The sequence below is a fragment of the Dactylosporangium sp. NPDC005572 genome (assembly GCF_040605515.1).
GTDB lineage: Bacteria > Actinomycetota > Actinomycetes > Mycobacteriales > Micromonosporaceae > Dactylosporangium.
Window position 1 is genome coordinate 50,823 of sequence record NZ_JBEXCY010000019.1, and the last position, 26,136, is coordinate 76,958.

Annotated in this window: 26 protein-coding genes and 1 pseudogene; 14 read left to right on the plus strand and 13 right to left on the minus strand. The window is 71.6% G+C overall.

Annotated elements, in window-relative coordinates; translation table 11 throughout:
* The first annotated feature begins 3 nt into the window (after nt 1-3).
* The 4 genes from ABZS66_RS12770 to ABZS66_RS12785 all read left to right on the plus strand — a co-directional run bounded on the left by ABZS66_RS12770 (nt 4) and on the right by ABZS66_RS12785 (nt 3,628).
* Nucleotides 4-966 (plus strand): VWA domain-containing protein, encoded by a 963-nt coding sequence (locus ABZS66_RS12770; RefSeq protein WP_354757270.1) that lies wholly within the window; start codon nt 4-6, stop codon nt 964-966.
* Nucleotides 966-2,543, plus strand: a complete 1,578-nt coding sequence (locus ABZS66_RS12775; protein WP_354757271.1) for a VWA domain-containing protein — start codon at nt 966-968, stop codon at nt 2,541-2,543. Before ABZS66_RS12770 ends, ABZS66_RS12775 begins: the two co-directional genes overlap by 1 nt.
* 98 nt (nt 2,544-2,641) lie before the next feature.
* Nucleotides 2,642-3,070, plus strand: a complete 429-nt coding sequence (locus ABZS66_RS12780) for an Hsp20/alpha crystallin family protein (RefSeq protein ID WP_354757272.1) — start codon at nt 2,642-2,644, stop codon at nt 3,068-3,070.
* Between the two features lie 207 nt (nt 3,071-3,277).
* The gene (locus ABZS66_RS12785; protein WP_354757273.1) at nt 3,278-3,628 is read left to right on the plus strand and encodes an MmcQ/YjbR family DNA-binding protein; all 351 of its coding nucleotides are present in this window, start codon (nt 3,278-3,280) and stop codon (nt 3,626-3,628) included.
* Here the strand turns inward: ABZS66_RS12785 and ABZS66_RS12790 are convergent.
* The gene (locus tag ABZS66_RS12790; protein WP_354757317.1) at nt 3,625-5,223 is read right to left on the minus strand and encodes a Rieske 2Fe-2S domain-containing protein; all 1,599 of its coding nucleotides are present in this window, start codon (nt 5,221-5,223) and stop codon (nt 3,625-3,627) included. The genes ABZS66_RS12785 and ABZS66_RS12790 overlap by 4 nt on opposite strands.
* A gap of 146 nt (nt 5,224-5,369) precedes the next feature.
* Between ABZS66_RS12790 and ABZS66_RS12795 the strand changes: the two genes are divergently transcribed.
* A complete protein-coding gene (locus ABZS66_RS12795; RefSeq protein WP_354757274.1) occupies nt 5,370-6,080 on the plus strand; it encodes a hypothetical protein in 711 nt (236 codons plus the stop codon).
* A gap of 102 nt (nt 6,081-6,182) precedes the next feature.
* Here the strand turns inward: ABZS66_RS12795 and der are convergent, their stop codons facing one another.
* The 3 genes from der to ABZS66_RS12810 all read right to left on the minus strand — a co-directional run bounded on the left by der (nt 6,183) and on the right by ABZS66_RS12810 (nt 8,849).
* A complete protein-coding gene (gene der / locus ABZS66_RS12800) occupies nt 6,183-7,556 on the minus strand; it encodes a ribosome biogenesis GTPase Der (protein WP_354757275.1) in 1,374 nt (457 codons plus the stop codon).
* Between the two features lie 24 nt (nt 7,557-7,580).
* Nucleotides 7,581-8,252, minus strand: a complete 672-nt coding sequence (cmk, locus tag ABZS66_RS12805; protein WP_354757276.1) for a (d)CMP kinase — start codon at nt 8,250-8,252, stop codon at nt 7,581-7,583.
* Nucleotides 8,253-8,327: 75 nt separating this feature from the next.
* On the minus strand, nt 8,328-8,849 hold the full coding sequence (locus tag ABZS66_RS12810; RefSeq protein WP_354757277.1) for a MarR family winged helix-turn-helix transcriptional regulator: 522 nt from the start codon (nt 8,847-8,849) through the stop codon (nt 8,328-8,330).
* 114 nt (nt 8,850-8,963) lie between these two features.
* On the opposite strand from ABZS66_RS12810, the gene ABZS66_RS12815 reads away from it, so the two are divergent.
* Nucleotides 8,964-9,524, plus strand: coding sequence for an NAD(P)H-dependent oxidoreductase (locus ABZS66_RS12815; RefSeq protein WP_354757278.1), 561 nt, complete (start codon nt 8,964-8,966; stop codon nt 9,522-9,524).
* Between the two features lie 64 nt (nt 9,525-9,588).
* On the opposite strand, the gene ABZS66_RS12820 is transcribed toward ABZS66_RS12815, so the two are convergent.
* Complete coding sequence (locus tag ABZS66_RS12820; protein WP_354757279.1) at nt 9,589-10,563, minus strand: WYL domain-containing protein; 975 nt, start codon at nt 10,561-10,563, stop codon at nt 9,589-9,591.
* Between the two features lie 89 nt (nt 10,564-10,652).
* On the opposite strand from ABZS66_RS12820, the gene ABZS66_RS12825 reads away from it, so the two are divergent.
* Together ABZS66_RS12825 and ABZS66_RS12830 are read left to right on the plus strand one after the other, a co-directional pair.
* Nucleotides 10,653-11,585 carry an ATP-binding cassette domain-containing protein gene (locus ABZS66_RS12825; protein ID WP_354757280.1) on the plus strand — a complete coding sequence of 311 codons (933 nt, stop codon included), beginning with the start codon at nt 10,653-10,655 and terminating at the stop codon, nt 11,583-11,585.
* On the plus strand, nt 11,585-12,385 hold the full coding sequence (locus tag ABZS66_RS12830; RefSeq protein WP_354757281.1) for an ABC transporter permease: 801 nt from the start codon (nt 11,585-11,587) through the stop codon (nt 12,383-12,385). Before ABZS66_RS12825 ends, ABZS66_RS12830 begins: the two co-directional genes overlap by 1 nt.
* Nucleotides 12,386-12,457: 72 nt before the next feature.
* Here ABZS66_RS12830 and ABZS66_RS12835 read toward each other — a convergent pair whose 3' ends face one another.
* The 4 genes and pseudogenes from ABZS66_RS12835 to ABZS66_RS12850 all read right to left on the minus strand — a co-directional run bounded on the left by ABZS66_RS12835 (nt 12,458) and on the right by ABZS66_RS12850 (nt 17,105).
* Complete coding sequence (locus ABZS66_RS12835) at nt 12,458-13,156, minus strand: pseudouridine synthase (RefSeq protein ID WP_354757318.1); 699 nt, start codon at nt 13,154-13,156, stop codon at nt 12,458-12,460.
* Between the two features lie 79 nt (nt 13,157-13,235).
* Nucleotides 13,236-13,790: pseudogene (gene scpB, locus ABZS66_RS12840) on the minus strand (SMC-Scp complex subunit ScpB); the annotation flags it as partial.
* A gap of 1,112 nt (nt 13,791-14,902) precedes the next feature.
* Nucleotides 14,903-16,135, minus strand: coding sequence for a ScpA family protein (locus ABZS66_RS12845; protein ID WP_354757282.1), 1,233 nt, complete (start codon nt 16,133-16,135; stop codon nt 14,903-14,905).
* A gap of 34 nt (nt 16,136-16,169) precedes the next feature.
* Nucleotides 16,170-17,105: a ParA family protein gene (locus ABZS66_RS12850; RefSeq protein ID WP_354757283.1), complete on the minus strand. Its 936-nt coding sequence runs from the start codon at nt 17,103-17,105 to the stop codon at nt 16,170-16,172.
* Nucleotides 17,106-17,274: 169 nt separating this feature from the next.
* On the opposite strand from ABZS66_RS12850, the gene ABZS66_RS12855 reads away from it, so the two are divergent.
* The 4 genes from ABZS66_RS12855 (at nt 17,275) to ABZS66_RS12870 (ending at nt 20,818) form a co-directional block, all read left to right on the plus strand.
* Nucleotides 17,275-18,528, plus strand: coding sequence for a serine/threonine-protein kinase (locus tag ABZS66_RS12855; protein WP_354757284.1), 1,254 nt, complete (start codon nt 17,275-17,277; stop codon nt 18,526-18,528).
* Between the two features lie 67 nt (nt 18,529-18,595).
* The gene (locus tag ABZS66_RS12860; RefSeq protein ID WP_354757285.1) at nt 18,596-19,222 is read left to right on the plus strand and encodes a SigE family RNA polymerase sigma factor; all 627 of its coding nucleotides are present in this window, start codon (nt 18,596-18,598) and stop codon (nt 19,220-19,222) included.
* Nucleotides 19,149-20,324, plus strand: coding sequence for a hypothetical protein (locus tag ABZS66_RS12865; RefSeq protein WP_354757286.1), 1,176 nt, complete (start codon nt 19,149-19,151; stop codon nt 20,322-20,324). Before ABZS66_RS12860 ends, ABZS66_RS12865 begins: the two co-directional genes overlap by 74 nt.
* A gap of 281 nt (nt 20,325-20,605) precedes the next feature.
* Nucleotides 20,606-20,818, plus strand: coding sequence for a hypothetical protein (locus ABZS66_RS12870; protein ID WP_354757287.1), 213 nt, complete (start codon nt 20,606-20,608; stop codon nt 20,816-20,818).
* A 59-nt stretch (nt 20,819-20,877) separates the two neighbouring features.
* On the opposite strand, the gene ABZS66_RS12875 is transcribed toward ABZS66_RS12870, so the two are convergent.
* Nucleotides 20,878-21,447, minus strand: a complete 570-nt coding sequence (locus ABZS66_RS12875; protein WP_354757288.1) for a TetR family transcriptional regulator — start codon at nt 21,445-21,447, stop codon at nt 20,878-20,880.
* Between the two features lie 200 nt (nt 21,448-21,647).
* On the opposite strand from ABZS66_RS12875, the gene ABZS66_RS12880 reads away from it, so the two are divergent.
* Entirely contained in the window at nt 21,648-22,745 is a 1,098-nt protein-coding gene (locus ABZS66_RS12880) for an NAD(P)/FAD-dependent oxidoreductase (RefSeq protein ID WP_354757289.1), read from the plus strand.
* Here ABZS66_RS12880 and xerD read toward each other — a convergent pair.
* Complete coding sequence (gene xerD, locus ABZS66_RS12885) at nt 22,684-23,640, minus strand: site-specific tyrosine recombinase XerD (RefSeq protein WP_354757290.1); 957 nt, start codon at nt 23,638-23,640, stop codon at nt 22,684-22,686. The genes ABZS66_RS12880 and xerD overlap by 62 nt on opposite strands.
* A gap of 11 nt (nt 23,641-23,651) precedes the next feature.
* Nucleotides 23,652-24,767, minus strand: a complete 1,116-nt coding sequence (gene ald, locus ABZS66_RS12890; RefSeq protein WP_354757291.1) for an alanine dehydrogenase — start codon at nt 24,765-24,767, stop codon at nt 23,652-23,654.
* Nucleotides 24,768-24,920: 153 nt separating this feature from the next.
* Between ald and ABZS66_RS12895 the strand changes: the two genes are divergently transcribed.
* Nucleotides 24,921-25,616 (plus strand): RICIN domain-containing protein, encoded by a 696-nt coding sequence (locus tag ABZS66_RS12895; RefSeq protein WP_354757292.1) that lies wholly within the window; start codon nt 24,921-24,923, stop codon nt 25,614-25,616.
* Nucleotides 25,617-25,632: 16 nt separating this feature from the next.
* Here ABZS66_RS12895 and ABZS66_RS12900 read toward each other — a convergent pair whose 3' ends face one another.
* A complete protein-coding gene (locus tag ABZS66_RS12900) occupies nt 25,633-26,118 on the minus strand; it encodes an anthrone oxygenase family protein (RefSeq protein WP_354757293.1) in 486 nt (161 codons plus the stop codon).
* Nucleotides 26,119-26,136: the final 18 nt, after the last annotated feature.

Sequence of the window (26,136 nt, forward strand, 5' to 3'; positions counted from 1 at the left end):
GGCATGACCTTCGGTAATCCGTGGTTCATCGTCGTCGCCGTGCTCGTGGCCGGGGGGCTCGGCTTCGGGTACTGGTCGCTGCAGCGGCAGCGGGCCCGCACCCTCGCGGCGGCCGGGCTGACCACCGGCCGCGCCGTGCGCCGGCACATCCCGCCGATCATGTTCCTGGTCGCGCTCGCCCTGCTGCTCCTGTCGGTCGCCCGGCCCGAGGCCACCCTGCCGGTCGCCCGCGCCGCCGGCACCGTCGTGCTCGCCTTCGACGTGTCGAACAGCATGGCCGCCGACGACGTCGCCCCGACCCGCATCGCGGCCGCCCAGACCGCCGCCGTCTCGTTCGTGGAGGCCCAGCCCGACAGCGTCGACATCGGCATCGTCGCCTTCGACCAGGGCGCGCTCACCACCCAGCAGCCCACCGCCGACCGGGCCGCGACCACGGCCGCGATCAAGCGGCTGCAGGTCAACGGCGGCACCTCGCTGGGCCAGGCGATCCTCGCCTCGCTCACCGTGATCGTCGGCAAGCCGGTCAGCCTGCCCGACCCGGACTCCGCCGACCCGCCCGCCGAGCTCGGCTACTTCGGCAACGCCACGATCGTGCTGCTCTCCGACGGCGAGGACACCGGCGGCCCCGACGCGGTCGCCGCCGCGCAGCTCGCCGCCACCGCGGGCGTGCACATCGAGACGGTCGGCGTCGGCACCGTCGAGGGCACGACCGTCGAGGTCGACGGCTACCGGGTGGCGACCGCGCTCAACGAGGAGCTGCTCACCACCCTCGCGCAGACGACCACCGGCTCGTACCACCGGGCCGAGACCGCCGAGAGCCTGCGGGACGTGTACGACTCGCTGGACCTGCGGCTGACCACCGAACGCAAGCCGGTCGAGCTGACCGGCGCCGCCGCGGCGATAGCGCTGCTGCTGCTCACCATCGGGGGGCTGCTGATGACCACCTGGTTCGGACGGATCCTCTGATGTCGCTGCACTGGCCGTGGGCCCTCACCGCGCTGCTGGCCTTCCCGCTGCTGCTCGCCTTCCGCTGGTGGACGCGCCGGCGGCGGCGCCGCGAGACGGTCCGGCTCGCCAGCGTCGCGCTCGTCGCCGCGGCCCTGCCCGGGCGTACCTCGTGGAAGCGGCGCATCCCGCTCGCCCTGTTCGCGGTCGGCCTGGTCGTCGTCGGTACTGCGGCCGCCCGCCCGCAGGCGTCCGTGATCGTCCCCGACGACGCCGCGACCATCCTGCTCGCCGTCGACGTGTCCGGCTCGATGTGCTCGACCGACGTCGACCCGAACCGCCTGTCCGCGGCCCAGGACGCGGCTCGCAAGTTCATCCGCGACCACGACGGCGGGGCGAAGATCGGCCTGGTCACCTTCTCGGGCATCGCCGGGCTGCTGGTGCCGCCGACCCGGGACCAGGACCAGCTGCTCAAGGCCATCGACGGGTTGCGGACCTCCCGGGGTACCGCGATCGGCCTGGCCATCCTCGCCTCCATCGACGCAATCGCCGAGATCAACCCGGATGTGCCCCCGACGGGGGTCGAGGTGCCGAACACGACCGGCGGCCCCTCCGGCGACTACGAGCCCGACACGATCGTCGTGCTCACCGACGGCCGCAACACCGACGGCGTCAGCCCGATCACCGCGGCCGAGGCCGCCGCGGCCCGCCGCCTGCGCGTCTACACGATCGGCTTCGGCACCGAGGTGCCCTCCCCGATGGTGTGCACTGCCGACCAGATCAGCGGCGACACCTTCCGCGGCCCGGGCGGTGGCGGCGGCTTCGGCGGGTTCGGCGGCCGCGGGCGCTTCCAGGAGATGGACGAGGCGACGCTGACGAAGGTCGCCGACATGACCGGCGGGAAGTACTTCAAGGCCGAGAACGCCGAGGCCCTCACCGAGGTCCTCCAGGACCTGCCCAGCCAGGTCACGCTCCAGCGGAAGAACACCGAGATCACGTCGTGGTTCGTGCTGGTCGGCGCGCTGCTGATCACGGCCGCTGTGGCGCTCTCGCAGTGGTGGAACCGTTCGCGCCTCCCGGGTGCGCCGGCGCTGGCACTCGCGGCCCGCGCGGGCTCGCCGCCGCGGGCGCCGGCTGCTCCCGGCTCGTCCCCTGGCGGCTCGTCCCCACCCGGCTCGGTCCCACCCGGCTCGGTCCCACCCGGCTCGGCTCCTCGCGGCCCGGTCCTACCCGGCTCGTCTCCGCTTGGCTCGGCCCCTCGCGGCTCGGTCCTACCCGGCTCGGCCCCATCCGGCTCGGCCACTCGCGGCTTGCTTCCTCCGGGCTCGCGCTCTTCCTCCGCGGCGGCCTCCGCCGGCTCGTCGGCCGGCTCGTCCCGGCCCGGCTTCGGGTCGGCCGGCCCGGCTCGGCGTGGCTCGGGCCCGATCGGGGGGCCGCCCACTCCCGGGCTCGGCCGGACCCGTGACGCCGGGCCGCCCGGGCCGCAATACACGGTGCCGACCTTCACGACCGCGCAGCGTGCCGACGCTCCCCCGCCGCTGGAGATCGACCTGGGCGTCCTGCCGTCCGACGAGCCCGACGAGCGGCGGCGCGGCTGAACCGACCCTCCTCGGGAAAATCTTGACGCCGCCGGGAATTGAGTCGACCCGACTCAAGTTCTAGTGAGTGACACGGTTTCCCGAGGAGGTCACCAGCCATGAACACTCTCGCCCTGCGCCGCCGTCGCGACCCGTTCGCCGAGTTCGACGCACTGGTCCGCCGGACGTTCGAGCAGCGGGCCACGGGCTTCAACCCGGCCGCCGAGGTGAGCCGCGACGGCGACGACGCGGTCGTGCGCCTGGAGCTGCCCGGCGTCGACGTCGAGCAGGACGTCACCGTCGAAATCGACCGCGGCCACCTGGTCGTCCGCGGCGAGCGGCGCGACGAGCGGGCCGAGGAGCGCGCCGGCCGCACGCTGCGCGAGGTCCGCTACGGTTCGTTCCACCGCACGTTCGCCCTGCCCGAGCACGTCACCGACGAGGCCGTCACCGCGGAGTACGACGCGGGCGTCCTGACGGTCCGCGTCGCGGGCGCCTACGCCGGCCGCGCGGCCCGCCGCATCGAGGTCACCACCCAGCCGAAGTAACGATCCACCCCGGACAATCGGAGAACGCGGGTTGCCCAGCGCAACCCGCGTTCCGGCATTGAGGCCCGCCGAGCCTCATGATCGATGGCGCGATCTGGTCGTCATGGCAGCCAGATCGCGCCATCGATCATGAGGTGCGGGCCGCGGGGCTACGTCGGTCGATCTACCCTCGAAGACGATGGCAGTGGGAGGACGGGGGCGGCCGGGATGGTGAGCGTCGACGAGGTGCGGGCCGTCGCGGGACGGCTGCCGCGGGCATACGAGGTGCTCGTCCGCGACCGCGTGAAGTGGCGCGTCGGGCAGATCGTCTTCGCCGCCATGTCCCACGACGAGACCGTCATCGGGTTCGGCTACCCCATGGAGGAGCGCGCCGCCACCGTGGCCGCCGAACCGGACGTGTTCCTCATGCCGCCCGACAGCGACCTGCGATACCGCTGGATCTGCGCCCGCATGGAAGCGCTCGACGCCGACCGCATGCGGGAGCTGATCGAGGACGCCTGGATGATGTGCGTCCCGAAGAAGGTCTGGACCGAGTTCCTGGCCCGCAACCCGCGCTAGGCCCGATCCCCCGACGGAGATGGCGACGGCGACGGCTGGTCGGCGGCCGGCTGGTCGGCCCGGCTCGCGCGGATCTGGTGGCCGACGCTCGTCAGGCACTTGCCCGAGTTGAGGTCGAACCGCCACCCGTGCAGCTGGCAGGTCAGCACGTCGTTGTCCACGATGCCGAAGCGGGTCAGGTCGGCCTTCAGGTGCGGGCAGCGGCGCTGCACGTTCCAGCCGCCCAGCTGGATGTCCTCCGCGTCCGAGGTGCGCTGGTGCTCGTCGTACCAGCCCTCGGCATACTGCAGCCGCTCCTCCGACAGGCACTTGAAGAACGCGTAGACGAACTCGTTGTACTGCCCGATGCGCGCCGCCGAGAACCGGCAGGACAGGAACAGCGAGTTGGCCCAGTCGACCTCACCGGTGAAGAGCAGGTGCTCGATGAGGGCCCGCTCGGTGCGGAACCGGTAGCGCACCTTCTCGTCGACGTAGTGGCGCACCTGCTTGCCCGGGAAGTCGATGACGATCGACTCCACCGACTCGCCGTCGTAGCCGACCAGGTCGAAGCGGACCGGGCCGCCGACGCCCTTCGCGAGATACACCGACTCCTCGAGGAGCGGCTCGACGCGCCGCTGCAGCTCCTTGAGCACGTCGATCTCGGGGTGGCGCCAGGTGGTCTTCTCGTGCGCGATGATCGCCTTCTTGCGCTCCCGCATGTCCTCCAGGTGCGCGACCTTGTTGGCGAAGAACTCGTCGACGGGCACCGGGTGCGTGGTGACGCAGTCGTCGGCGGTCAGCTCCGCGACCGACCCGGGCAGGAGCACGACGCCGTTGGTGCCGCCGACCTTCGCATACTCCGACAGGAACACCGACTGGTCGGGGAAGATGTTGCCCTCGTCGCCGAAGATGTCGTTGAACTGCCACAGCTCGTCGTCGAGGAAGCACGGCGGCCCGGCGATCGGGAACACGTGCGACGCCTTGAGGTCGTCGATGTACCGCCAGGTGCGGTCGAACTGCCGGTCGCGCTTCTGCTTGCCGAAGGCCCGCTTGGCCGCCTCGGGCAGCTCGTAGACCATCGGATACCAGATCGCGCCGGAGAACTGCAGCATGTGCGCGTGCACGTGGCCGAGCTCGGCGAAGAAGCCGAGGTCGGTGGGGCGGGCGTCGTTCTGGTTGAGCAGGCGGACCCCGTCATACTCGACCCAGAGCGACGAGTCGCCGATCGGGCCGTCGGTCGGGGAGGTCAGCGCCTGCACCAGGATCTTGAGCCCGCCGTCGAGCTCGTGGACCTCGTTGGTCTTGGTCTCCAGGAAGTGCTTGAAGCCGAGCTCCTCCAGCTCGTCGCGCAGCTCCGACGTGGGGTACTCGGGCAGGAGCACGGTCGCCTTCTTCGACACGAACCGCTTGAGGTGCGCGGCGTCGAAGTGGTCGCGGTGCAGGTGCGAGACGTAGAGATAGTCGACGTCGCCGAGCGTCTCCCAGTCGAGCAGCGAGTTGTCGGGGAACGGGAACCACGATGCGAAATACGCCGGATTGACCCACGGATCGCACAGGATGCTGCCGGCGGCGGTGTCGATCCGCATGCTCGCGTGGCCGGTCCCGGTGATGCGCAGCACCACTTCTCCCCTTTGCTGGAGGGATATTTCCTGTTCCGCGTCGAACCTACCCGACGGGTCTGACAACTCACGAGGCACGCTCCGGCGGCGAACCGTCGGGAAGGCGACCCGTATCAGACCGGTCACAGAGCGTTCCTACGAGCATGGACGACAACCTGCTGTACCTGCGTTCGTATCTGCTGATGCGGGCCGTCATCGGCCTCGTCGGCGTGGCCCTGCCGTTCGGGCTGGTGATCGGCGACTGGGCGCTCGAGCACGGCACCCTCCTGGCGAAGGGGAGCCTCAGCGCGTACTTCTACTCCGGCATGCACGACGTCTTCGTCGGCAGCCTGTGCGTGACGGGCCTGTTCCTGGTCACGTACAAGGTCTTCGAGCACAACCTCGACAACGTGCTCAGCGGCGTGGCGGGCGTCGCGGCGCTCGGCGTGGCACTGTTCCCGACGAACCGCCCCGGCGGCGGCGCGGTGGAGCTCACCCCGTTGCAGCGCGAGCTCGGCGAGCGGACCGTCGCCACGGTCCACTACACGTCGGCGGCCGTGTTCATCGTGGCGCTGGGGGTGATGAGCCTGTACTTCGGGATCCGTGAGGGCCGCAAGGACGACCGCAGCGACGCGCTGCCCCCGCGGTTCTGGCGCCGGTTCCACTGGACCTGCACGGCGGGCATCGCCGCCGCGGTGGCGTTCATCGCGGTGTCGCAGCTGACCGGCTGGCTCGTGGCGTACTCGCTCATCATCGGCGAGACCCTCGCCGTGCTGAGCTTCGGCGCCTCGTGGCTGATGAAGGGCCTCGAGCTGCGGGTACTGCTGGCGCCGAAGCGCTCGGCACTGGTGGCGGCGGGCCGAAGCCGGCCCTGACGGAGGGGGACGGCGTGGTGCTGGTGGTGCTCGCGGTGCTGCCGAGTCGCCGCTGCCCGGGCCGCGGCGTTGCGCGCCGCGGCCCGCACGACGAGCCGGAGCCTACTTCCGGCCCCGCACGCCGTTCTTCTTCCGCGGCTTGACCGTGATGTGGATCGGCGTGCCGGTGAACTCGAACTCCTCGCGGAGCTTGCGCTCGACGAACCGGACGTAGCCGGGGTCGAGCGGCCCGGTGGTGAAGAGCACGAACTTGGGCGGCGAGACGCCGGCCTGGGTGGCGAACAGCACCCGTGGGGCGCGGCCCCCGCGGACCGGGTGCGGCGTCGCCTGGACGAGCGCGGTGAGCCACTGGTTGAGCTGGCCGGTGGGCACCCGCCGCTCCCAGTTGGCCAGGGCGGTGCGCAGCGCCGGGGCGAGCTTGTCGACAGCCCGGCCGGTGAGCGCCGACACGTTCACCCGCACCGCCCACGGCACGCGGCGCAGTTCGCGTTCGATCTCTTTCCCCAGTTGGTACCGCCGGTCGTCGTCGACGAGGTCCCACTTGTTGAACGCGATGACCAGCGCCCGCCCGGACTCGATCACCATCGTGAGGATGCGCTGGTCCTGCTCCGAGATGGGCTCGCTCGCGTCGAGCAGGACGATGGCCACCTCGGCGGCCTCGATCGCGGCGTTGGTCCGCAGGGAGGCGTAATACTCGGTGCCGCTGGCGTGTGACACCCGCTTGCGCAGGCCGGCGGTGTCCACGAGGTGCCAGGTCTCGTCGCCGAAGTCGACGAGGCTGTCGACCGGGTCCACGGTGGTGCCGGCGACCGAGTCGACGACCGCCCGCTCCTCCTTGGCCAGCTTGTTCAGCAGGCTCGACTTGCCGACGTTGGGCCGGCCGACGAGCGCGATGCGGCGCGGCCCGCCGTCGCGCGGCTCGACCGGCCGGGCCGCGGGCAGCGCCTCCAGGATCTTGTCGAGCAGGTCACCGGCGCCCCGGCCGTGCAGGGCCGAGACCGGGAACGGCTCGCCGAGGCCGAGGCCCCACAGGCTGGCGGTCTCGCCCTCGATGCGGGCGTTGTCGACCTTGTTGGCGACCAGGATCACCGGCCTGCCGCTGCGCCGCAGCATCCGCACCGCGGCCTCGTCGTCAGCGGTCGGCGGGATGGTGGCGTCGACCACGAACAGCACGACGTCGGCGGTCTGCGCCGCGATCTCGGCCTGGGTCGCGATCGCCTTCGCCCGCTCCTTGGCGTCGGGCAGCCAGCCGCCGGTGTCGACCACCGTGAAGTGCCGGCCGGTCCACTCGGCGTCGTAGGCGACCCGGTCGCGGGTCACGCCGGCGACGTCCTCGACGACCGCCTGCCGACGGCCCAGGATCCGGTTGACGAGGGTCGACTTGCCCACGTTGGGCCGTCCGACGACGGCGACGATCGGCAGGCTCAGCTCGATGTCGCCATCCTCGGTCAAGTCGAGGTCGGCCTCAGTGCTCACGGGGGTCCCTATCGTCATGCGGCTCTACGCCGTCACCGTCTCCAGCATCCGCTGGAGGCGCTCGACCACCTCGTCGATGCCGAGCGCGGTGGTATCGAGCACGACGGCGTCCTCGGCCTGACGGAGGGGGTCCGCGGCGCGCGTCGAGTCCAGTTTGTCACGGCGCGCGAGGTCGGCCGCAGTCGCCGCCTGCGTGGTCGCGTTCTCGCTGCTGCGACGGCGGGCCCGCTCGTCGGCGGACGCGGTGAGGTACACCTTGAGATCGGCCCCGGGGGCGACCACCGTGCCGATGTCGCGGCCCTCGACCACGATCCGCTGGGCGACCGCGATGATGTCCCGCTGCTGGGCGACCAGGATCGAGCGCACGGCGGGCACCGCCGAGACGGCGGAGACGGCCTGCGTGACCTCGGGCCCGCGGATCTCCCGGTCGACCCCGACGCCGTCGACCTTGATGTAGGGGCCCGCGGGGTCGGTGCCGACCTCCAGCGCCACGGTCTCGGCCACCGCCGTGATCTTGTCGGCGTCGTTCAGGTCGACGCCGGCACGCAGCACCGCGAAGGTCACCGCGCGGTACATCGCGCCCGTGTCCAGGTACTGCGCGTCGAGGGCCTGCGCGACCCGGCGGGAGATCGTGGACTTGCCGGAGCCGGAGGGCCCGTCGACGGCAACCACCAGTTGCCGGCTCTCGTCGCGCACGCCCGTTCTCCTCACCCCGAATGACGACCGCAGGAACTCCGGTTCGACAGTACTTGACCCGCCGGTGACACAGTCCTACGGGAGGCCGCCGACCTCCTGCGTGCACGGCTCCCCCATCGTCCGGTCGGCCTCCGGCAGCCGGGCCAGCACCGTGCGCGAGAGGTCGAGCAGGGCGTCGACCTGCTCCTCGCTCAGCGCGTCGTAGAACCAGTGCCGCACGTGGGCCACGTGCCGCGGCGCCGCCTGGGTGATCGCCTCCCAGCCCGCGTCGGTCAGCACCACGAACGCGCCACGGGGGTCCTCGGTGCACGGCTCGCGCGCGACCAGGCCGCGCTGCACCATCCGGGTGATCTGGTGGGTCAGCCGGGTCTTCTCCCAGTCGGCCGCCTCGCGCAGCTGGAAGACCCGCATCCGCCCGCCGGGTGCCTCCGAGAGGCTCACCAGTACCGCGTACTCCGCGCCGGTGAGCCCGGTCTCCCGCTGCAGCTGCCGGGCCAGGCGCCGGTTGATCTCGGCCTGCAGCGCGATCCAGCCGCGCCAGGCGCGCTGCTCGCGCTCGTTCAACCAGTTCGGCTCCGGGGTTGGGTCGGTCGTCACAGCATCAAGGGTACGGGAATCGGTGACACATCACCCTTGTTGCGAGCTACTGTGTCGGTGACACGTCACCCACCCGGTGACGTGCGGGTTTTGATCAGGGAAGGCACGACGAACATGACCAAGGTCGGAATCATCCTCGGCAGCACGCGCCCCGGGCGCGCCGGCGAGTCGGTGGCGAAGTGGGTCTACGACATCGCCTCGCGGCGCACGGATGCCGAGTTCGAGCTCGTCGACCTGCTCGACTACAACCTGCCGCACCTCGACGAGGCGGTGCCGCCGGCCATGGGGCAGTACGCGAACGAGCACACCAAGCAGTGGGCCGCGAAGATCGGCTCGTTCGACGCGTTCGTGTTCGTGACGCCGGAGTACAACCACTCGACGAGCGGCGCGCTGAAGAACGCGATCGACTTCCTCTACGCGGAGTGGAACAACAAGGCGGCCGGCTTCGTCAGCTACGGCAGCGCCGGCGGTACCCGGGCGGTCGAGCACCTGCGCCTGATCATGGGCGAGCTGCAGGTCGCCGACGTGCGCGCGCAGGTGGCGCTGTCGCTGTTCACGGACTTCGAGAACTGGACCGTGTTCAAGCCGGGCCCGCAGCACGAGGGCACCCTGAACACCGTCCTGGACCAGGTGGTGACCTGGGGCAAGGCCCTGGAGTCGGTGCGCAAGGGGTAGCGCTGCCGCACAGGGGTGTGTGACCAGCCGGCCGGTGGCTTTGAGGGAGGTCTTCCGGCCGGCTTCACACTGCCCGGGCGTACCGCGCGGCCAGCGCGCCCGCGGCCGCCTTCAGCTCGGCCGGGCCCTCGATCTCGAGGTCGACGTCGAACATGCCGAGCCACGCCGCCAGCCCGGTCCACGACCAGCTGCTGCCCGTCACCCGGCAGCTCTCGGGGGTGACGACCTCGACGATCGCCTGCCCCCGCACCCAGTCGTTGACCGCGGCGGCGGGCGCCTGCAGGACCGCCGAGCCGCGGCACGGCAGCATGTCCTGCCGCTCGAACCGCTCGGCCACGAACGTCGCCACGTCCGGCGCCGGCAGCGGCCGGGGCGTGAACCGGGGGCCGTTGGGCGTCCGCGGCGTCATGCGGTCCACGCGGTACGTGCGCCAGTCGCCGCGGTCGAGATCCCACCCGATCAGGTACCAGCGGCCGCCCCACGTCACCAGGTGGTGCGGCTCGGTCCGCCGCGGCGGGCGCAGCCGCTCCGGCTCCCCCTCCAGGAACTCGCGCCGCCCGGTGTAGTCGAATCGCAGCGTCTCCCTCGCCCGTACCGCGGTGCCGACGGCCAGCAGCGCCTCCGCGTCGACGTCGGTGTCCCAGCGCCGCCCCTTCACGACCCGGGTCACCTGCAGCGCGTCCACCCGGTGGCGCAGCCGGGCGGGCATCACCTGCCGGACGGTGGCCAGGGCGCGCAGCGCCGCCTCCTCGACGCCCTGCACGGTCATCGTCGCCGTCTGCAGCGCGACCGCCACGGCGACGGCCTGGTCGTCGTCGAAGAGCAGCGGCGGCAGGTCGGAGCCGGCGTCGAGGCGGTACCCACCCTCCGGGCCGCGCGTGGCCAGCACGGGATAGCCCAGCTCACGGAGGCGGTCGACATCCCGCCGTACTGTGCGCGGGCTCACCTCCAGCCGGTCCGCCAGGGTCTGCCCGGGCCAGTCGCGCCGCGCCTGCAGGAGCGAGAGGAGGGCGAGCAGCCGGGCCGAGGTCTCCAACATGCGCTCAGTATTCCGCGTGATGCGGACAGAAGCTGTCCTGAACCCCGGGCAGAGTCGTGGTTGCTTCCGGTTGTTCGAAAGGGGCTTCCATGATCACCACCCGGGGACTCACGAAGGACTTCGTGGTCAACAAGAAGACGACCGTCCATGCCGTACGAGGGATCAACCTCGATATCGGGCCTGGCGAGCTGGTGGCCGTCCTCGGCCCCAACGGCGCGGGCAAGACGACCACCATGCGCATGCTCACCACGCTCATCGCTCCCACGGCCGGCACCGCGACCGTCGCCGGGCACGACGTCGTCCGGGCGGCCGCCGAGGTGCGGCGGCGGATCGGGTACGTCGGGCAGGGCAACGGCGCCGCCCACACCCAGCTGGTCGGCGACGAGCTGCGGGTGCAGGGCCGCATCTACGGCCTCGACCGGCGCACCGCGGCCCGGCGGGCCGACGAGCTGCTCGCGGCGCTCGACCTGGCCGAGCTGGGCAAGCGGAAGGTCACCGACCTGTCCGGCGGCCAGCGGCGCCGGCTCGACGTGGCGATCGGCCTGGTGCACGCGCCGGCGCTGCTGTTCCTCGACGAGCCGTCGACCGGCCTCGACCCGCAGAACCGGGCCAACCTGTGGACGCACATCCAGCGGATGCGCGCCGAGTTCGGGATGACGATCGTGCTGACGACGCACTACCTGGACGAGGCCGACACGATGGCCGAGCGGGTCGTCATCGTCGACCACGGTGAGGTCATCGCCGACGACACCCCCGCCGCGCTGAAGGCGAAGCTGGCCGGCGACCTGCTGGTCGCGGCCGGCGACGGGCGGGCCCTGGCGCCGCTGGCCTCGGCGCTGCCGGGCGCGCGGGATCTCACGGTGACCGATGCCGGGATCGAGGTCCGGGTCAATGACGGGCCCGCCGCGCTGCCGGAGCTGGTGCACGCGGCCGGGGTACACCTGAAGACCGCCGAAGTCCGCCGGCCCACCCTCGACGACGTCTTTCTCGCTTTGACCGGCCGCAACCTGAGGGAGAACTGATGAGCACCCTGTCTGTCGTCTCGAACGGCGGCGTCCGCGGGCTGGTCCGCGACGCCGGCATCGTGGCCGGCCGCGAGCTGCGCCCGCTCATCCGCTCGCCGTTCTCGCTGATCTTCGGAATGATCCAGCCGCTGGTGTTCCTGGCGCTGTTCGGCCCGCTGCTGGCCGGGTCGCTGCGCGGCCAGACGGGCGGCCTCGGCGCAGACGTGTGGCAGTGGTTCGTCCCGGCGATCCTGGTGATGACGACGCTGTTCGGCACGTCGACGGTCGGGGCGAACCTGCTCGGCGAGTTCCTCACCGGCGCGCACGAGCGGATGCTGGTGACCCCGCTGAGCCGCCAGTCGCTGCTGGTCGGCCGGGCGCTCAAGGAGATGGTCCCGCTCGCCGGGCAGGCGGTCGTCATCGTGCTGGTCATGCTGCCGTTCGGCTTCGACCTGCACCCGGCCGGCGCGCTGCTCGGCCTGGCCCTGCTCACACTGTTCGGGATCGGCCTGGGCTCGCTGAGCTACGCCCTGGCGGTCGCGGTCCGTCGCACCGACTGGATGTTCTGGGTGGTACATCAGACGCTGCTGTTCCCGCTGATGATCCTGTCCGGGATGCTGCTGCCGCTGGAGACCGGGCCGGCCTGGATGCGCGCGGTGGCCGAGTTCAACCCGCTCGCGCACATGGTGACCGCGGAGCGCCTGCTGTTCGCGGGCCGGATCGGTTCGCCCGACGTGGCCTGGGGCTTCGTGGCGGCGGCGGCGACTGCGCTGGTCGGCCTGTGGGTCGGCATCCGCGCCATGCACCGCTCCACCTGACGCCTACAACGACGTTGGCCGATCTACCCTCACGTGGAGGGTGGATCGGCCAATGTCGACTTCTTGCGGCGGCTACTCGCCGACGGCCTTGAAGAGGGCGCCGATCTCGGCCTGTGACAGGTGGCGGGTCCGGCCGGGCCGCAGGTCGCCGAGCCGGATCGGCCCGATCTGCGTCCGGATGAGCCGCTGCACGGGGAACCCGACGGCGTCGAACATGCGCCGCACGATGTGGTTGCGCCCCTCGTGGAGCACAACCTCGACCAGCGCGACCTTGCCGTACGCGTCCACGACCCGGAACGAGTCGACCTTGACCGGCCCGTCCTCGAGCGTGACGCCGGCCTTGAGCTGCCGCCCCATCGCTCGGGGCACGGGCCCGGGGATCTCGACCTGGTACGTCTTGGCGACCTCGTACGACGGGTGCATCAGCTTGTGCGCCAGCCCGCCGTCGTTGGTGAGCAGGATCAGCCCCTCGCTCTCGGCGTCGAGCCGCCCGACGTGGAACACCCGGGCGTCGATGTTCGGCACCAGATCGGCGATCGCATTGCGCCCGCGCTCGTCGTCCATCGTCGACACCACCCCGGGCGGCTTGTTCAACGCGATGTACACGAGGCGCGTGTCGGTCACGAGCCGCTGCCCGTCGACGTGGATAGCATCACGCACAGCGTCGGCCTTGTCGCCGAGCGTGGCCTCCTTCCCGTTGACGGTGACACGGCCCTCGTCGATCATGCGCTCGCAGTTGCGCCGCGAGCCGAGCCCGGCAGCGGCGAGGATCTTCTGCAGGCGCTCCGGGTTGCGCGGCGGCTGCGCGTCGGGCGGCGCGTCGAACGCGGACGAGGTGAACTGTTCGGCATCAGCGCTGGGCATCGGCGATCTCATCTATGTCGTCGGGCAGGAACGGGGCGAGCGGAGGCAGCTGGTCGACACTGTCGAGCCCGAGCTTCTCCAGGAACAGCGTGGTCGTGCGGTACAGCAGCGCGCCGCTCTCCGGCTCACTACCCACTTCCTCGATCAGCCCCCGGGTAACCAGCGTACGGACCACACCGTCACAGTTGACCCCACGGATGGCCGAAATCCGCGACCTAGTGACAGGCTGTTTGTAGGCGACCACGGCCAGTGTCTCCAGCGCGGCCTGGGTGAGCCGCACCTGCTGCCCGTCGAGCACGAACTTCTCGACATAGGCGGCGTACTCCGGCCGCGTGTACAGTCGCCACCCGCCGGCAACCCGCCGCAGGTCAAATCCAAGCCCCATCGAGGTGTACTCCCGCGAGACGTCCTCGAGCACGACCCGCACCCGGTCGACGGGCTGCTCGAGCACCTGCGCGAGGGTGAGCTCACTGGTCGGCTCGTCGACGATGAGCAGGATGGCCTCGACGGCCCCACGAAGCTCGGCATCGGACATGGCAACCTGCTCGACGGCGTCCTGAGCGGGGGCGGGGAGGTCGACCGCAAACAGCGCGTCCCCCGCACCGACGTCGCCCCTCTCGGACTCAACGCCCGCACCCACTTCGGGGCCAACGCCCGCACCCATTTCAGGGCCAACAACCGCGCCCACTTCAGGGTCAACAACCGCGCCCACTTCGGAGTCAACGACCGCGCCCACTTCAGGGACATCGACGTCTACTGCAGGGACATCAACCGCTCCCTGCTGGGCGACATCGACAGCACCCTGTTCCCCGCCATCGACGAGCGCCGCGTCCGCAAGCTCGGACGCCCCAGCTTCCGCAAGCTCGGGCGCGGCGGCCATAGGCTCCGGCAACTCCGCAACATCGACCACGTCCACCACAGCGGCATCGACAGCACCGGATTCCGCGACATGGACGGCATCCCCTCGCCCGCCGTCGACTACATCCTCTTGCTCGGCATCGACCGCACCCTCTTCGGGGACGTCGACCACATCCACGCCCGAAACATCGGCAAGGTCCGCATCCGGCGCATCGACCGAGTCCAAGTCCGCGGGTGCGACATCGACCGAGTCCACCGCGGGGGCATCGATCAAGCCCTGTTCTTCGGCATCGACAACGGCTGCTTGCTCAACATCGATCGCAGGCGGTTCGGCGACATCGACGGAAGCCTCTGCCGCGACATCGATCGACGGCTCGACGACGTCCAGCACCTCCGCGGCCATGGGCCCTGGGTCCCTTTGCGCCGGGATCACAACCGCGGGAGCTGGCGAAGCCTCGGCGACCGGAGGCTCCGAGCCCTCACCCAAGGTCGTGTCCCGAGTCTCGTCCTGAGCCTCGGGTAGAACCTCGTCGCGGATCTCGCCCGGAACCTCGTCGCGGATCTCGTCGCGGATCTCGTCGCGGATCTCGTCGTGAGCCTCGTCCCGACTTTCGTCCCGAGTTTCGTCCCGAGTCTCGGCCTCGGTCTCGGCCCGGGGCTCGTCCAGGGCCTTGTCCGAAGTGGCGTCCAGCGCCTCGGCCGGGGTCGGCTGGGCGGGAGGCTTCGGGCGTTCCCAGGGCGGGATCCAGCTCGCCGCCTGGTCGGCAAGCGACCTGCTGCGCTGGTCGTCCTGGCTCACTGTGCCACCTCGCTGTCCGCTTCGTCGTCCTCGCCCGCATTCGCCGCCGCCGCTTCGCCGGGGTCCTCGGGCTCGGTCAACAGCGAGGCACCACCGTCAGCAGCGCCGCCCGAAGGCGAATCGTCCGCCGCGGCGCCGTCCGGGGAACCACCGTCCGGCGCGGCGCCGCCCGGGAAACTGCCCTCCGGCCCGGCGCCGTCCGGGGCGTCATCCTCCGGCGCGGCGCCTGCGGGTGGAGCGGGGGCCTCGTACTCCTCGACCTCGATAGCCACGTCCACGGCGTCCGGGAGACCGCCCTCCGGCGTGGCGCCGTCCGGGGTGCCACCCTCCGGCGCGGCGCCTGCGGGTGGGGCGGGGGCGCCCTCGTACTCCTCGACCTCGATGGCCACGTCCGCGTCGTCCGTGCCGGTCCAGCGGACCAGCAGCTCCCCCAGCGCCTGGGCCTGTTCGAAGCTCACCAGGTTCTCCCGATAGAGCTCCAGCAATGCCAGGAAGCGGGCCACCACCTCCAGCGTCGACTCGCAGTCGATGCACAGCGCGCTGAACGTGGCCTCGCGCTGCTCGAACAAGCGGTCCTTCACGATGTTCGCGTGCTCGCGGACGCTCACGCGGACCATGTGGATGTGTGCGATCGAGACCACCGGCGGGGCCTTTGGCGTGAACGCCTTCAGTGCCAGCTTGAGCAGCCGCTGCGGGCCCACGCCGAGTACCAGGTCCGGCAACGCCTCGGCGTAGCGGGGCTCCAGGGCCACCGACCGGGGGTAGCGCCGCGAACCCACCGACTCCAGGCCGGCGATGTGGGCCGCCGCCTCCTTGAAGGCCTTGTACTGCAGCAGCCGCGCGAACAGCAGGTCCCGCGCCTCCAGCAGCGCCAGGTCCTCCTCGTTCTCCACCGTCGCCGACGGCAGCAGGCGGGCGGCCTTCAGGTCCAGCAGCGTGGCCGCCACGACCAGGAACTCCGACGCCTCGTCCAGGTCCCAGTCGTCGCCCATCGCCCGGATGTACGCGATGAAATCGTCCGTCACCGTGTGCAGCGCGACCTCGGTGACGTCCAGCTTGTGCTTGCCGATCAGCTGGAGCAGCAGGTCGAACGGCCCGGTGAAGTTGGCGAGCCGCACCTGGAATCCGGCCGAAGCCGAGGCCGGATCCACGACGGCGGCAGAAGCGGACGAATCCGGCGCAGCGGCAGCCTCCACCAGCGTCGGAGGAGCGGCGTCGGGATCGGTCACCGGAAGAACGTAGCGCAAGAACTGCGTGAACTCGCTACAACCGCCGCTCGGCCTGCTGGGCGATCACCTCGCGGGCGAGCTGCCGGTAGTTCCGCGCGCCCGACGACGCCGGATCCAGCACCGTGATCGGCGCGCCGGCGACCGTCGACTCCGGGAACTTCACCGTCTTGGTGATGACGGTCTGGTACACCTTGTCCCCGAACGCCTCCACGACCCGCTGCAGCACCTGGCGGCAGTGGGTGGTGCGGCTGTCGTACATGGTCGCGAGGATCCCCTCGAGCTCCAGGTCGAAGTTGAGCCGCTCGCGGACCTTGTCGATGGTGTCGAGGAGCAGCGCCACACCCCGAAGTGAGAAAAACTCACATTCCAGCGGGATCATCACGCCGTGCGCCACGGTGAGCGCGTTGATCGCCAGCAGACCCAGCGAGGGCTGGCAGTCGATCAGGATGTAGTCGTACTCCTTGAGGACCGGGCGGAGCACCCGCGCCAGGGCCATCTCCCGGGCGACCTCGGTCACCAGTTGGATCTCGGCCGCGGACAGGTCGATGTTGGCCGGCAGCAGGTGGAGGCCCGCGATGTCCGTCTTGATCCGGATGTCCTCGACCGTGACATCCGAGTCCATCAGGATGTTGTAGATCGTGAGGTCCAGGTTGTGCGGGTTCACGCCGAGGCCGACCGACAGCGCGCCCTGCGGGTCGAAGTCGACGAGCAGCACCCGCCGCCCGTACTCGGCGAGGGCGGCGCCCAGGTTGATGGTCGACGTGGTCTTGCCCACGCCGCCCTTCTGGTTGGCCATCGCGATGATCCGCGCCGGGCCGTGCCGGTCCATCGGCATGGGCTCGGGGATCGGCTTGCGCATCGTATACGCCGTGGGGTCCGCCGGGCCCAGCTCGGCGCCGAGGTCCAGCGATGCCTGCTCGGCACGCATCGTGGTGGTCCAGGACTCCGCCTGGTCGCCCATGCCTGTCATCGCTGTCTACGCCCCTCCCGGCGGGCCGACCCAACCCCTGGGACCGATCCGGCGTCGGCGATCTGGGGGAAGCGAGTCGGCCGTTGCCCGACTGTACGTCACCGCAGGGTACATATGGCAAAGGGCGCCCGGCGTGTCGCGAAGCTCGTCGTTGGGTACGGTTCTTCGCGTGTTAGGACCTGGGGACGTGCTCGGCGACCGCTACCGCCTCGATGAGTTCGTCGCCAGCGGCGGCATGGGACAGGTGTTCCGCGCGACCGACCTGACGCTCGGCCGCACCGTGGCCGTGAAGGTCCTGCTGCCGGGCCACACGAGCAAGTCCGAGTTCGGCGCCCGGTTCCGCGCCGAGGCGCGCATCATGGCGTCGATCGGCCACCCGGGCGTCGTGGGCGTGTACGACTACGGCGAGAGCCGCGAGGGCACGCTGTACCTCGTCATGGCCTTCGTCGACGGCAAGCCCCTCGGCGAGCGGATCAACCGCGACGGCACCATGCCGGTCGGCGACACCCTCGACATCGTCGCGCAGGCCGCCGACGCCCTCCAGGCGGCGCACGACCGCGGCATCATCCACCGCGACGTCAAGCCCAACAACCTGCTCGTCAACGAGAACGGCGGCGTGACGCTCGTCGACTTCGGGGTGGCCCGCTCGCAGTCCGTGACGTCCGTCACGAAGGTCAACGCCGTCATCGGCACCGCCCTCTACATGTCGCCGGAGCAGGCGTCGGGCAAGCCCATCTCGCCGTCGACCGACATCTACGCGCTGGGCGCGGTGGCGTACCACTGCCTTACCGGCAGCCCGCCGTTCACCGGCAGCTCGCCGCTCGAGATCGCGATCAAGCACCTCCAGGACGAGCCGCCCCCGCTGCCCGAGTCGCTGCCGGCCGCGGCCCGCGCGTTGGTCGAGCGGGCGATGGCCAAGGCCCCCGACGACCGCTTCCCGACCGCGGCCGCCCTGGCCCAGGCCGCCCGTGAGGCCAAAGACGGCACGGTACCCCTGGTGCGCCCCGCGGTCACCGACACCGCCGAGTTCGACGCGGTGGACGACGGCCCCGGACGCCGCCCGGCGTGGTACCCGGTGGCCGTCGGCCTGGCCCTGGCCGTGCTCGCCGGCGGTGTGGTGCTCGCCGTGTGGGCGCTGAGCCGGGAGGCCCTCCACGGCGCCGACCCGGGCGGACCGGCGGCGACCTCGACGGCACCGAGCGTGGCGGTCACCTCGAAGGCGGCGGGCGGCCCGCCGACCGCCCAGACGTCCGCGCCGAGCGCCTCCGCGTCCGCCTCGGTCGCGCCGTCGTCGCTCGCCCCCAGCTCCCCGGCGCCGCCGAGCGAGCCGCCGAAGTCGTCGGAGCCGCCGGCGCCGAGCACGCCGCCGGCCGAGCCGTCGTCCCAGCCGCCGGCGACCCCGGACGCCACCCCGACGCAATAGTTCAGGTTCTTGTGCAACCCTTCCCGGGCGGATTCCGTCTACCCCCGGACGAAGGGAGCCCAGACGGGTGAACGAAGACGACGAGGCGCACTTCCGGGAGTTCGTCGCCGCACGCTTCGACGGGCTGCGCTCGCTCGCCTACCTGACGTGCGGGGACTGGCACACGGCCGAGGACGCCGTGGCCGCGTCCCTGGCCAAGCTGTACGTGCGCTGGAAGAAGGTCGACACCCCGCTGGCGTACGTGCGGCGGGCGATCGTGCACGCCCTGGTGGACGAGAGCCGGCGGCCGTGGCGCCGCCGCGAACGGTCGGCCGGGCACAGCCTGCCCGAGCTGGCGGGGCCGGACCACGCCGACCAGGTCGACGAGCGGATCCGGATCCGCGCCGCGCTCGCCCGCATGGCGCCCGGCCAGCGAGCGGTGCTGGTGCTGCGGTACTACGAGGGGCTGAGCGTTGAGGAGACCGCCGAAGTGCTCGGCCGCCAGCCGGGCACCGTCAAGAGTCAGACGGCCCGGGGGCTCACGGCGCTCCGGGCGCTGCTCGGCACGGAAGATCTCCGGGTCACGGACGGCATTGCTGACAGTCAACCCGCAGGCATCGAGGAGAACAGGAGGGAAGGGCATGGCACCACAGGATCTGCGCAGTCTGTTGACTACGGCCAGGGACGACGCGCCGCCACCGCGGCTCAGCGTTGACGACATCACCAGCGCCGGCCGCCGGCTCGTGCGCCGGCGCCGCCGGGTCGCCGTGCTCTCCTCGGTCGCCGGGGGCGCGGTCGCCGCGATCACGGCCGTCGCCGCCGTGGTGATGCTCAACACGCCCCAGCCGATCACGCCCGCGCTCGACCCGAGCGGCCTGCCGGGGCGGCCGTCGCCGACGCCGGCGCAGTTCACCGAGGCCGCTCCGTTCGTCACGACGTACGCCGGGTACCGGGTCGGCCGCTACGCGGTGAGCGACCCGAACCTCGTCACGACCGCCTACCAGCAGTCGAGCATCGACGACACCCGCGCCCTGCCCGGGGCACCGTCGATCTCGCCGACGGCGCAGAGCACGAATCCGCAGGGAATCAACCGGCTGGGCGGCACGCTCGTCGTGTTCCGCACCGGCGCCTTCGAGCCGAAGGCGTTCGAGCCGAGCGAGAAGGTCCAGCTGCGCTCCGGCGTCGGCCTGCTGCACTACGCGGGCCAGCTGTCGGCGCCCGAGGTCGACAAGGCCCGCGTCGAGAAGTACGCCCTGACGGGCGCGCCGATCCCGGCCATCACCTGGCAGTACGCCAGCGACGCCTGGGCCGCCGTCTACTGGACCACGTGGGAGCAGACGCCCACCCGCGACGAGCTGGTGGCGATCGCCGACGGCCTCTCCCCCGCGACGCCCAAGCCGTTCCCGATCGGCTTCCAGGCCCAGCTGATCCCGAAGAACTACTCGCTGGCCGCGGCGAGCTTCGGTCAGGACGTGCCGAGCGGCGAACGCCTGGTCTCGGCCGTGCGGCTGACCCCGAAGCCGATCCAGACACCGCTCACCGAACCGGTCGACTTCGACGACTACCTGACGGCGACCCTCGCCGTCGGGCTGCCTTCGCCGAACGGCAAGATCACCAGGGACCGGTCGGCCTGCGCGTCGGCCTCCCTGGCCACCTGCATGTACCTGACCGAGGCGGGCACGCTGGTGCTGGTGGACTACTCCTCGCCCAAGGAGGCGGTGAGCACGCCGCCGGCGCTGGTCGCCCAGCGTATGAACCCGGCCGACCCGACCGACCCGGGCTCGTGGCCCCCGGTGACCGACGTGTTCGGCACCTGAAGCACCTGAAGCACCAGAAGCACCAGAAGCACCTGAAGCGCCGGACCACCGTTCCCGCGCTCCGCGCACCCGATATCGGGTGTGCGGAGCGCGGGCCGGGGCTGCTACCGTACTCGTATGCGTTTCTGAGCCCATTGACGCCGCGCGTGCCGCCGACTGCCCACGAGCAGGAGGCCGGCCCCCGTTGTGGGTTTCGGACAAATCCCCGCTTCGCGTCCAGCGCGGCCACGCCTGTCCGTTCGCCGTCCAGCAGACCAGCTTCCCGCGAAGGAGACACGCATATGCCTGCCGAGTCCGACTCATCCGGTACCGCGGCCGAGGAGACCTCCGAGGAGACGCTCCCGCCGCCGGCCAACCCGCTGGAGGCGCTCCGGCGCGCCCAGGCCGCCCGCTCGCTCCCGCCCGGCTCCGGTGGCCACGGCGGCAAGGGCGGCAGGGGCGGCGGCAAGGGCGGCAACCCGAAGGCCCCGCGGATGTACAACCGGGGCAAGTGAGACACGAATGAGAAGGGCCCCGGCGACGGGGCCCTTCTTCGTCTGCTCCGAGGGGCCGCCTACTCGGTGAGATAGCGCTGGATCGTCGGCCCGATCCGGGCCACCACCGCCTCCGGCGACAGCGCCACCACGGGCGGCAGGCGCAGGATGTGCCGCGTGAACGCCAGCCCGAGCATCTGCGCCGCAACCAGGGCCGCCCGCTCCCCCGCCACGGACGGATCCGGGCTGAGGGCCTGCGCCAGCGGTACTATCTGGGCCGCGAAGATGCCGCGCAGGCGCTCCGCCGCCGCCTCGTCGGTCGCCGCCGACCGCAGCAGCGTGAGCAGCGCGTCGTCGGAGGGGTCGTCCTCCCAGCGGTGCAGGAAGTGTGTCACGAGCGCCGCGCCGAGCCGCTCCTTCGGCACGGCGCCGATGTCGGGCAGCCGCAGGTCGACGTCGACGGCCGCCGCGAAGAGCCGTTCCTTGCTGCCGTAGTACCGCATGACCATCGACGGGTCGATGTCGGCGGCGGCGGCGATCGCCCGGATGGTCGCCTTCTGGTAGCCGTCGGCGGCGAACCGCGCCCGCGCGGCCCGCAGGATGGCCGCCCGGGTCCCGTCCGACCGCCGCAGCGGCTGTGCGTCGTTCATGCCCACAACTGTAGGCCAACACTTGTTGACACACCAGCTGCGGCACTCCTACAGTCGATGGCAGTCAATCAAACCCATCCAACCTGATGCATCAGCATTGATGCATCAGCATTGATGCATCACGCCGATTGAATCACGCTTGATGCATCACATCTGATGCATCAGATGTGATGCGGCCGAGCAGCAGACGGGGAGTTGTCGTGTGGGATGTCGTCGTCGTCGGAGCCCGGGTCGCCGGGGCCGCCACCGCCCTGCTCCAGGCCCGCCAAGGAGCCCGCGTGCTGCTCGTCGACCGGGTCAGGTTCCCGAGCGACACGCTCAGCACGCACCAGGTCCAGCCGGCCGGCATCGACATCCTTGAGCGTTGGGGACTGCTCAAGGCCCTCGGCGACGCCCCCGGGCACGAGCGGGTGCGGTTCGACATCGACGGGACCCTGATCGAGGGCGCGTTTCCCGGCGGAGGCCGGCTGTACAGCCCGCGCCGGACCGTGCTCGACACCGCGCTCGTCCAGGCCGCCGCCGACGCCGGGGCCGAGGTCGTCCAGGGGTATCACGTCGCCGGGCTGCTCAGGGACGACGACGGGCGGGTGACCGGGATCCGCGGGCGGGACGGGAGCGAGCACCGCGCCGGGCTGGTCGTCGGCGCCGACGGCAAGCACAGCCTCGTCGCCCGCGAGGTACGCGCGCGAACCGTCGTCGAGGCCCCGGTGCGGACCGTGGCCAGCTACAGCTACTGGGAAGGGGTCGAGATCGGCCACGGCGAGCTGTACCACCGCCCGGGCAGAGCGGTCGCCGCGTTCCCCACCAACGGCGGGTTGACGATGGTGTACGCCTGCGCGCCCGTCGGCGAGTTCGACGAGTGGCGGCGCGACCCCGAAGCCGGCCTCGTGCAGACCCTCGACCGGTGCGGGGACCTCGGCGACCGGGTGCGCGCGGGGAAGCGGGTCGAGCGGGTGCGGACCACCAACGACCTGCCCAACCGCATCCGGGAGGCGACCGGGCCGGGCTGGGCGCTGGTCGGGGACGCCCGGATGGTGATGGACCCGGTGACCGCTCAGGGCATCAGCAACGCGCTGCGGGACGCCGAGCAGGTCGCCGACCGGACCAGGATGTTCCGCATCACGCAGCGGATCGCCCGGCTCACGCCGCCCGGCGGGATCCTCCGGCCCCTACTGAAAGCCGTCGCGCGCAGCGACGCGGCCACGACGCGGTTCCTGGGGATCTTCGCGGGCACCGTCACGACAGCGTTGCCCTGGGGTGGGCGGTCGCGTACACCTCGCGCAGCTTGTCCACGGTGACCAGGGTGTACACCTGCGTCGTGGTCACCGACGCGTGACCGAGCAGCTCCTGCACCACGCGGATGTCGGCGCCGCCGTCGAGCAGGTGGGTGGCGAAGGAGTGGCGCAGCGTGTGCGGCGAGACGCCGGACGGGCCGTCGACCGGCAGCCCGGCCCGGGCCGCCGACTTGCGCAGGATCGTCCACGCGCTCTGCCGCGACAGCGCGCCGCCGCGGGCGTTGAGGAACACGTTCGGCACGCCCCGGCCGTTGGCGACCAGCGACGGGCGGCCGCGCACGAGGTATGCGTCGAGGGCCGACCGGGCGTAGGAGCCCATCGGGACCAGCCGGGTCTTGCCGCCCTTGCCACGCAGCAGCACCATCCCGTGCCGGCCGGTCAGGTCCAGGTCGTCGACCGCCATCCCGACCGCCTCGGAGATGCGCGCGCCGGTGCCGTACAGAAACTCCAGCAGCGCCCGGTCGCGCATGCCGAGCGGCCCGTTGTCGTCGGGGACGGCCAGCAGCCGGGCGACCTGGTCCACGTCGAGGGCCTTCGGCAGTCGCTTCGGCAGCGACGGCGGCTTCACCTCGCGGGACGGGTCGGCCGGGGCCAGCCCCTCGAGCAGCAGGAAGCGGTGCAGGCCGCGGACGGCGGAGGCGGCCCGGGCGGCCGAGGAGGCGGACAGCGCCGGCTCGCCCGAGCGCAGCGCGGCCACGTGGCCGGCGATGTCACGGGCGGTGACGTCGGCCAGATCCTTGATCCCGGCCGACGCCAGCCACTCGACGTAGCGGTCGAGGTCGCGCCGGTACGACGCGAGCGTGTTCGACGCCAGCGCGCGCTCGACGGTCAGGTGGTCGAGGTACGTGTCGACGGCGCGGCGCACCGCCGCGCCCACCTGCACCGGGCTCCCGACCACCTGTCCAGTATCTAGCCCAGCACGTCCGCCAGCGCGACGTGGCCCATGCCGTGGGCGTCGGCGACCGGGCCGTAGGTGACGTGCCCGTCGTGGGTGTTGAGGCCGAGGGCGAGCGCCGGGTCGCGGCGCAGCGCGTCCCGCCAGCCGCGGTTGGCCAGCTCCAGGGCGTACGGCAGGGTGACGTTGGTCAGCGCGTACGTGCTGGTGTGCGGCACCGCGCCGGGCATGTTCGCGACGCAGTAGAAGATCGAGTCGTGGACCCGGTAGGTCGGCTCGGCGTGCGTGGTCGGCCGGGAGTCCTCGAAGCAGCCGCCCTGGTCGATCGAGATGTCGACCAGCACGCTGCCCGGCCTCATCCGCTTGACCAGGTCGTTGGAGATGAGCTTGGGCGCCTTGGTGCCGGGCACCAGCACCGCGCCGATGACCAGGTCGGCGTCGAGGACGGCGCGCTCGATCTCGTAGCTGTTGGAGGCGACGGTCTGCAGGTGGCCCTGGTAGATCGCGTCGGCGCCGCGCAGCCGGGAGATGTTCTTGTCCAGGATCAGCACCTCGGCCTGCATGCCCAGCGCGATCGCGGCCGCGTTGAGCCCGGAGACGCCGGCGCCGATGACGACGACCTTGGCCGCGTAGACCCCGGACACGCCGCCGAGCAGGACGCCGCGCCCGCCGCCCGCGCGCATCAGGTGGTACGCGCCGACCTGCGGGGCGAGCCGGCCCGCGACCTCCGACATCGGGGCGAGCAGCGGCAGCGACCGGTCCGGCAGCTCGACGGTCTCGTAGGCGATGCCGGTGACCTTGCGGTCGACGAGCGCCTGGGTGCAGTCCCTCGATGCGGCCAGGTGCAGGTAGGTGAACAGCACCTGCCCCTCGCGCATGCGGTCGTACTCCTCGGCGATCGGCTCCTTCACCTTGAGCACCAGGTCGCCGGCGGCCCAGGTGTCGTCCGCGGTGGGCAGGATGGTGGCGCCTGCCTCGCGGTACTCCTGGTCGGTGATCGAGGAACCCTCACCGGCTCCGGCCTGGACGTAGACTTCGTGACCGCTGGCGGCGAGCTCGTGGACGCCGGCCGGTGTGATCGCCACCCGGTATTCGTGGTTCTTGACCTCGCGCGGAATTGCGACCTTCACTGTTGCGACCCCTCTCCACCAGCGTCCGTCACGCTGCGTGTACAAGCGGGAGTTTATGACCCACGGGGTGCGATTGCGGGCAGCACAGTGTGAACTCCTCCCGGGCTGGATTGACAGACTGTCCGGCGCGAGCCTGATCTATGCTGTGCGGCCATGACCGTGTACGGCGGGCCACGCCCGACGCCGCCAGCCCCGAAGCCCGATCCGGTGCTCATCGGCGCGTTCGCGTTTCTCGTCGTGGCGATCATCGTCGGGGTGGTGCTGGCCGCCCAGGCGTTCACCGACGACGGGCCGTCCGGCCCGGTCAACGCCGGCGCCACGACCGGCCTGCCGGCGGCGCCCCAGTCCTCGGCGGCGGCGCCGTCGAGCGCCCCGCCGTCGCCGAGCGCCTCCCCCACCCCGTCGCCGACGAAGGCGAAGGCCCTGGTCGAGGCGAAGCCGAGCCTGCTGCGGGCGTCCCACTCGCAGCTGTGCCTGCAGGCCAATGACGGCAACGGCGCCATCGGGGTGCAGCAGCCCTGTGACGGCAACAACCGCACGGAGCTGTGGGTGCCGCAGGCCGTCAACGGCAGTCAGGACACGTTCCGCTGGGTGAACGCGCAGGACAACCGCTGCCTCGACGTCAACGGCGGGTCGAAGGACAACGGCGCACAGATCGTGCAGTGGGACTGCCACGGCGCGCCCAACCAGCAGTGGCGGCTGCAGCGCGACGGCGACGGCTACCGCGTGGTCAGCGTCAACAGCGGCAAGTGCATCGGCGTCGACGGCGGGCGCACCGATCCGGGCGCGGAGGCCCGCCAGTGGGACTGCGACGGCTCCCCCAACCAGCGCTGGGTGATCCAGCAGTAACGCATGGTAGTGACCGTCAGCGCCGCAGCAGCGCGATCGCCAGGGTGAGCAGGGCACCCGCCGACGCGACGGTCCGCACGAGGTTCCACCGCACCCAGTCCGCCTCGAAGCTCGCCCGTACCGCGGCCAGGTCCGGGATCCCGGCGGCGGGGCCGGCGGCGTTCAGCTGGTTGTTCAGCGGCACGTTGATCGCCGCGGTCACGACGAAGACGACCCCGTAGAGGACCACGGCGGCGACCAGCCACGGCAGCGGCTGGCGGTGCCCGCCGCCCAGGTGCAGCAGGGCGGCGGCGACGGCGGCGAGCAGCGCGCCGACGTACACCGTCAGGAACCAGCCGTTCAGGATGGCCACGTTGATCTTCTGCATGACGTCGACGAACGTGCGGTCGTCGACCCGCTTCAGCGCGAGCATGACCGAGGTCGAGTAGGCGAAGAAGACGCCGGCGGAGAGGCCGACCAGGAGGGTGGCGGCGGCGAGGACGGTGCTCCGGAGCTGTTCCATGCAACTCAGTGAATCGGC